This window comes from Enterobacter sp. EC_64, from assembly GCF_019584165.1.
In the GTDB taxonomy this organism is placed as follows: domain Bacteria; phylum Pseudomonadota; class Gammaproteobacteria; order Enterobacterales; family Enterobacteriaceae; genus Enterobacter; species Enterobacter roggenkampii.
This window is the reverse complement of the sequence record NZ_VDAS01000058.1, coordinates 1-6,248: the sequence shown is the minus strand read 5'-3', so window position 1 is coordinate 6,248 and position 6,248 is coordinate 1. Positions and strand designations below refer to the sequence as shown.

At 54.7% G+C, this 6,248-nt stretch carries 5 protein-coding genes and 1 pseudogene; 3 read left to right on the top strand and 3 right to left on the bottom strand.

What is annotated here, in order from left to right; all coding sequences use genetic code 11:
- Positions 1 to 186: 186 nt before the first annotated feature.
- The 3 genes from murB to FHC52_RS22275 are packed head-to-tail and all read left to right on the top strand — an operon-like array spanning position 187 to position 3,183.
- The gene (gene murB / locus FHC52_RS22285; protein ID WP_063616882.1) at positions 187 to 1,215 is read left to right on the top strand and encodes a UDP-N-acetylmuramate dehydrogenase; all 1,029 of its coding nucleotides are present in this window, start codon (positions 187 to 189) and stop codon (positions 1,213 to 1,215) included.
- Positions 1,212 to 2,174 (top strand): bifunctional biotin--[acetyl-CoA-carboxylase] ligase/biotin operon repressor BirA, encoded by a 963-nt coding sequence (birA, locus tag FHC52_RS22280; protein WP_008503241.1) that lies wholly within the window; start codon positions 1,212 to 1,214, stop codon positions 2,172 to 2,174. The genes murB and birA overlap by 4 nt, the downstream gene beginning before the upstream one ends.
- A 16-nt stretch (positions 2,175 to 2,190) precedes the next feature.
- On the top strand, positions 2,191 to 3,183 hold the full coding sequence (locus tag FHC52_RS22275) for a glycosyl hydrolase family 8 (protein WP_126288647.1): 993 nt from the start codon (positions 2,191 to 2,193) through the stop codon (positions 3,181 to 3,183).
- A gap of 54 nt (positions 3,184 to 3,237) precedes the next feature.
- Here the strand turns inward: FHC52_RS22275 and bcsG are convergent, their stop codons facing one another.
- The 3 genes and pseudogenes from bcsG to bcsE form a co-directional block, all read right to left on the bottom strand.
- Positions 3,238 to 4,917, bottom strand: coding sequence for a cellulose biosynthesis protein BcsG (bcsG, locus tag FHC52_RS22270; protein WP_008503239.1), 1,680 nt, complete (start codon positions 4,915 to 4,917; stop codon positions 3,238 to 3,240).
- A complete protein-coding gene (bcsF, locus tag FHC52_RS22265) occupies positions 4,910 to 5,107 on the bottom strand; it encodes a cellulose biosynthesis protein BcsF (protein ID WP_024908822.1) in 198 nt (65 codons plus the stop codon). Before bcsF ends, bcsG begins: the two co-directional genes overlap by 8 nt.
- Positions 5,101 to 6,135 (bottom strand): annotated as a pseudogene (bcsE, locus tag FHC52_RS22260) (cellulose biosynthesis protein BcsE); the annotation flags it as partial. The pseudogene bcsE and the gene bcsF, both read right to left, overlap by 7 nt.
- Between the last annotated feature and the right edge of the window lie 113 nt (positions 6,136 to 6,248).

The window sequence follows — 6,248 nt, the reverse complement described above, 5'->3', positions numbered from 1 at the left end:
AAACGCCGTAGCGCCGATGGTAGTGTGGGGTCTCCCCATGTGAGAGTAGGGAACTGCCAGGCATCAAACAAGTGAAGAGGCCATCCGAAAGGATGGCCTTTTTGCGTTTATGCGCTGCACAAACAGATCCCCCAACGCCCTGCTTATACGGTAAACTACCTGCGTTTTTGCATCAGGATAGCGTCTATGAACCACTCCCTTAAGCCCTGGAATACCTTTGGCATTCAACGCAATGCTAATCAAATTGTACGTGCCGATACTGCACAGCAGCTGCTGGATGCATGGCAAAGCGCAACAGAAAATAACGAACCCGTACTGATTTTGGGCGAAGGAAGTAATGTCCTGTTTCTCGACGATTTTGCGGGAACGGTGATTATTAACCGCATCATGGGAATTGATGTGGAAGAGCATGCCGATAGCTGGCATCTGCACGTGGGTGCCGGAGAAAACTGGCATCACCTGGTGCAATTTACCCTCGAAAAAGAGATTCCGGGTCTGGAAAACCTTGCGCTTATCCCAGGCTGCGCTGGATCGTCACCCATTCAGAACATCGGTGCCTACGGCATCGAACTGAAACATGTCTGTGACTATGTCGACTGCATCGAACTGGCGACCGGAATGGCCACGCGTTTAACGGCAGAACAGTGCCGTTTTGGCTATCGTGACAGTATCTTCAAGCATGAATATCAGGATCGCTACGTGATTGTCGCCGTGGGCCTGCGCCTGTCGAAGAGCTGGCAGCCCGTATTAACCTACGGGGATTTAACGCGTCTCGATCCGGCTACCGTTACCGCACGCGACGTTTTTGACTCGGTTTGCCATATGCGGATGACCAAGCTTCCCGATCCCAAAGTTAACGGAAATGCAGGAAGCTTCTTCAAAAACCCGGTGATCGGCGGCGAAAATGCCCGACGTTTTCTGGAGGAGTGGCCAACCGCGCCACATTACCCTCAGGCGGATGGCAGCGTGAAGCTGGCAGCAGGATGGCTTATCGATCAATGCCAGCTAAAAGGCACTTCAGTCGGCGGGGCAGCCGTTCACCGACAGCAGGCTCTGGTGCTGATTAACCAGCGCGATGCAACCAGCGACGATGTGGTACAGCTGGCTCATTATGTTCGTCAGCGTGTGGGCGAAAAATTTAACGTCTGGCTGGAGCCAGAAGTCCGCTTCATTGGTCGCACAGGTGAAGTCAACGCCGTGGAGACTATCGCATGAAGGACAATACGGTCCCGTTAACCCTGATTGGTATCCTGGCGGATGGTGAATTTCATTCCGGCGAGCAGCTGGGTGAGCAGCTTGGCATGAGCCGCGCCGCCATTAACAAGCACATCCAGACGCTTCGCGACTGGGGGGTTGATGTATTTACGGTTCCCGGAAAAGGGTACAGCCTGCCGGAGCCGATACAATTATTGAATGAAGACACGATCCGCAGCCAGATTGGACACGGTAATGTGGCGGTGCTGCCTGTTATTGATTCGACGAACCAGTATCTGCTGGATCGTCTGCCTGAGCTGAAATCCGGCGATGCCTGCGTTGCTGAGTATCAGCAGGCCGGTCGCGGTCGTCGTGGCCGCAAGTGGTTTTCCCCTTTTGGTGCCAACCTCTATCTGTCTATGTACTGGCGACTCGATCAGGGCCCGGCCGCTGCCATTGGCCTGAGTCTGGTCATCGGTATCGTTATGGCGGAGGTGCTTCACGATCTGGGTGCGGATCAAGTGCGTGTTAAATGGCCTAACGATCTGTACCTCAACGATCGTAAACTCGCCGGCATTCTGGTTGAACTGACGGGTAAAACGGGCGATGCGGCGCAAATCGTCATCGGCGCGGGCCTCAATATGGTGATGCGCAATGTCCAGAATGATGTGGTGAATCAGGCCTGGACTAACCTCCAGGAGGCGGGGATCGTCATCGATCGTAACACCCTTGCCGTACGTATGATTAAAGAGCTGCGCAGCTCGCTCACGCTTTTTGAGCAGGAAGGGCTGGCACCGTTCCTGTCTCGTTGGGAAAAACTGGATAACTTCATCAACCGCCCGGTGAAATTGCTGATTGGGGATAAAGAGATCTACGGCACTTCCCGCGGTATTGACGCTCAGGGCGCGCTGCTCCTGGAGCAGGATGGCGTGATCAAACCCTGGATGGGCGGTGAGATTTCCCTGCGGAGTGCCGAATAACCGGATGGAGTGAATGATGCGAAAAACCGTCTGCGCGACGCTGGCCGTCATGATGAGCGTGTTGTTCTCACCCCTCTCTCAGGCGGGTCAGGCCTGGGAGAGTTATAAGGCACGCTTTTTCAAACCGGAAGGCCGCATTGTCGATACCGGCAATGGCGGCGTGTCGCATACGGAAGGTCAGGGATTTGCCATGCTGATGGCAGTGGTCAACGACGATAAGGCCACGTTCGATAAGCTCTGGCAATGGACAAACCGTGAGCTGAAGAACAAAGAGAACGGTCTGTTTTACTGGCGCTATAACCCCGCAGAGTCCAACCCGGTCGCGGACAAAAACAATGCCGCCGATGGCGATGTGCTGATTGCCTGGGCGCTGCTTAAAGCCGATGCCCGCTGGCACGAAAAACGCTACGGTGCCGCATCGGATGCCATCACAAAAGCGCTGGTTGCCCATAGCGTCATCCGCTATGCGGGTTACCGCGTGATGCTGCCCGGCGCCCAGGGATTTAAGCTTGACGGTGAAGTGGTTCTTAATCCTTCCTATTTTGTGTTTCCGGCCTGGCAGGCCTTCGCCGGACGCAGTCATTTGCCTGTCTGGCGTGAATTGATCAAGGACGGGAAGCGCCTGCTGGGGAAAATGGGCTCGGGTAAAGCGGAGCTGCCCGCTGACTGGGTCTCGCTGGCATCAGATGGCAAGCTGGAACCTGCCAAAAGCTGGCCGCCGCGTATGAGCTATGACGCGATTCGTATTCCGCTGTACCTTGCCTGGTCTGATAAGCAAAGCCCGCTCCTGACGCCGTGGAAAGCCTGGTTTGGTCAGTTCCCGCGGGAACAAACGCCCGCCTGGGTTAACGTCACGACCAACGAATATGCGCCCTACATGATGGAAGGCGGCCTGTTGGCTGTACGCGATTTAACGATGGGGCAGTCTTCCGGAGAACCCGAAATCACCTCTAAAGACGACTACTATTCGGCAAGTCTGAAAATGCTGGCGTGGATTTCGGCGCAATAATAGCGCACTGACTATCCCCTCTCCCTAATGGGGAGAGGGTTAGGGGTAAATCAGTTACTGCGGATACGGTACCCAATCCCCGCCGTTCAGGCGAACGTACGGTTTGTTCTGATACTGAATGACGACCGCGTTGGCGTTCTCTGAGACTTCTGCCGTTTGCGGCAGGTTGCTGGTGAGCTGATCCCAGTTCACGCTATCTTCCACAAACAGCTTCCCGTCAACGGCACGGGCAACCAGTTCAGAGATCGCCAGATAGCTGGTCGGCTGGGTGATTTCAATCGGTGCGCCCTGATGGGGTGCTTTCATACCAAAGAATTTAATGCCAGCAGGCACGTTGGTGATGGACGGGCTTGGGATATCACGCAGACCCGACACCTGCATTCTGTCGCCTTTCAGCGCGCCGCCGTGCTCAGGTACCACAACCACCATCACTTTACGGCCTGATTTTTCCAGCTCCGTGAAGAACGCGTCCAGCTCGTCGAAGAATTTCTGCGCACGCACTTTATAATCTGCCGTTTTGCTCACGCCCGGGAAATGGTTACCGTCGTGGAGCGGCAGGGTGTTAAAGAAGGTCGCACTGCGCGGATTACTGTCTTTCTCGATGGTCTGAAGCCAGCGCTGCAGCACGGCGGTATCGTCATAAACCGGCGAGCCGTCGAAGCCCAGCAGAGTAACGGGAAGACCAGTTTGATCCATCAACGGTGCCTGCATACCACCCTGTTCACGCACCTCTTTCAGGAAGTTACCGAACTGGCCGTTATGTCCCAGCATCAGATGCTGCGTAAAGCCCAGTTTGGCGAGGTTATCAAACAGATAACACTGATTGCCGGCAGGCTGATACAGATTCTTATGCGATGCCTGACCGCAGCTTGCACGCAGCAGACGGATTGCTGCCGGGCCGCTGTACGAGGTGGCAGAGTTAAAATCTTTAAACTGAATGTCGAAATGAGACCACAGCGGATGGGACATCAAACCGGCTGCATCCACGTCGGCCCATGAGAGAGAGCAGATGTTGATCACCAGCAATTCAAACGGCTGAGCATCCGCCGGCAGCGCGTCCGGGAATTTAGTCTGTCGCTTGTCTTCCGCAGTGTAGAAGCTGGAGAGCCAGGCGTTCAGATTTGTGGAGGTCGGCGGTGCGGTCTGGGTTGGGATATCGCCCACTACAGGCGTATCGCCAGCCGTGGTAACGGTTGCTGCTGCGCTTCCCCCTGTGGTGGTCACCGTGGTGGTCGGTTGACCAGCAGGCCACAGCGAAAAGCCCGGACCAGCCAGCGTCAGCACGTTCAGCCAGATCATAATCGCGACGACAAACACCGTGATGCGGATCCACTGTGACAGGAACAGCCAGGCAACCAGCAGCACAAATACCGCGCCAATCATCTGCCAGTTAATAAACCGCTCGGTCAGATCGAGGACATAGCTGGCGCTAAAGCCTGCCACCTGCGACCCCTGGCTCATAATGCTGTCCGGCCCCGGTAACCAGGTATCATGCCAGAACAGCGCAAAGCCGACAGGGATGGCTATCCAGTGACGCAAGCGATGCAGCCTGATATTCGGCAGGGGCATCAGCAGGAAGGCCATAAACACCAGGTTGAGAAGGGGATGGAAATTCAGATAGCCTGCCCACAGCAGACCAAACTTCACGAGAAAGTAGAAGTTCCAGCCGGAAAGGCCGCGCCAGTATTGCCAGAGCGGCGAGGGTGACGAAGCGGTATAGGTAGAATTAGTCATGTTTTCGGTCTGCCTTGACGTGTGATGCCCGTGTCAGTGTTCCGGCTGGTTTTACATAGCGAGGTTTTATAAACAGCACTCTGGCCGTATCACGGATACGACGTATGGAATGGCGTGCATAGTAGCCAAGCGGGAAAAAAATCAGCGCACAGAATATAACCAGTTGGATGATATCGCTGATATTCATGATGGTGCGTTCTCCGCGTTGTCCGTTAATAAGCGAAGGGGCTCCGGAACCCGGCGCCAGATATGGCCATCATGTCTGGCATTGAGGATCGGTTTCGCATCGCTCTTAATTGCGAGCGGTTTAGCCCATTGTTCAGGCTGGAGCGCACGCATCTGTACCAGCTCCGCGCTGATCGTATTATCTTCGAACCAAATCATACGGTTCGAGAAAATATCCCCGGTAGGCAGGGGGAAGATATGGTTTAGCGCCGTATCGAGATCGTTGACCCGGCAGAAGGACAAAAACAGTACCAGGCGATTGTCGCCAATGGTCATGATATCTCCCGTACGGTTGGGGCGACACAAGGTGAGCGCCTGTTCAACGCGGATACCCGGTACAGGACGCAGGGCAACCATAACCCCTTTTCCGTCTGCAGGAAGAAGCGTATTGCTCATCATGTTGCCGACGGCGTCGCAGAAGGTATCCCATTTTTGATATCCACGCAGCTTCATCGGCTGCGTCATAGAGAGCAGTGTGGAAATGTCTTCCGGTACATGGCGGCTAAACTGCTGGCCCTGAACGCTTTCGATCAGCGTCAGGCAGCGTGACAGCGGCGCATTCCACGGAATAACCATATTTGCCCCGCAGCCAAGAAGCAGGCGCTCATCGGTGGCGCGCAGGCTGGTATTGTTTTCGCGCACGATGATTTTTAACGCGCTTCCGCGCTGGCGGCGCAGGGTGTGGATTTGCCTTGCCAGCGTCTCAATCTGGTTATTCTGCATCAATGAGAAAATAAGGGTCGCCGCCTGGGTTGTGCGGGCTTCGTGGAAAAGGTCTTCGTTAGATTCAAACAGCGACCAGTTTTCCGACAGGGCCGGTGCCCCCTCTAAAACCGCGATATGGCTCAGGATACGTTTTTCATCACTGCGCGGTTGCACCACGGTCTCTTCCTGCTGTGCCAGGTGCCACTTACCCTCGATATGTTTCAGCGTAAGTTGTTGTCTGGCGCTCACGCCTTTTTCATTACACCAGAATGCAATATCGTAGAGATAGGGAAGGTGCGAATAAGCGGGGAAATTCTTCTCGGCTGACTCAGTCATTTCATTTCTTCATGTTTGAGCCGATTTTTTCTCCCGTAAATGCCTTGAATCAGCCTATTTAGACC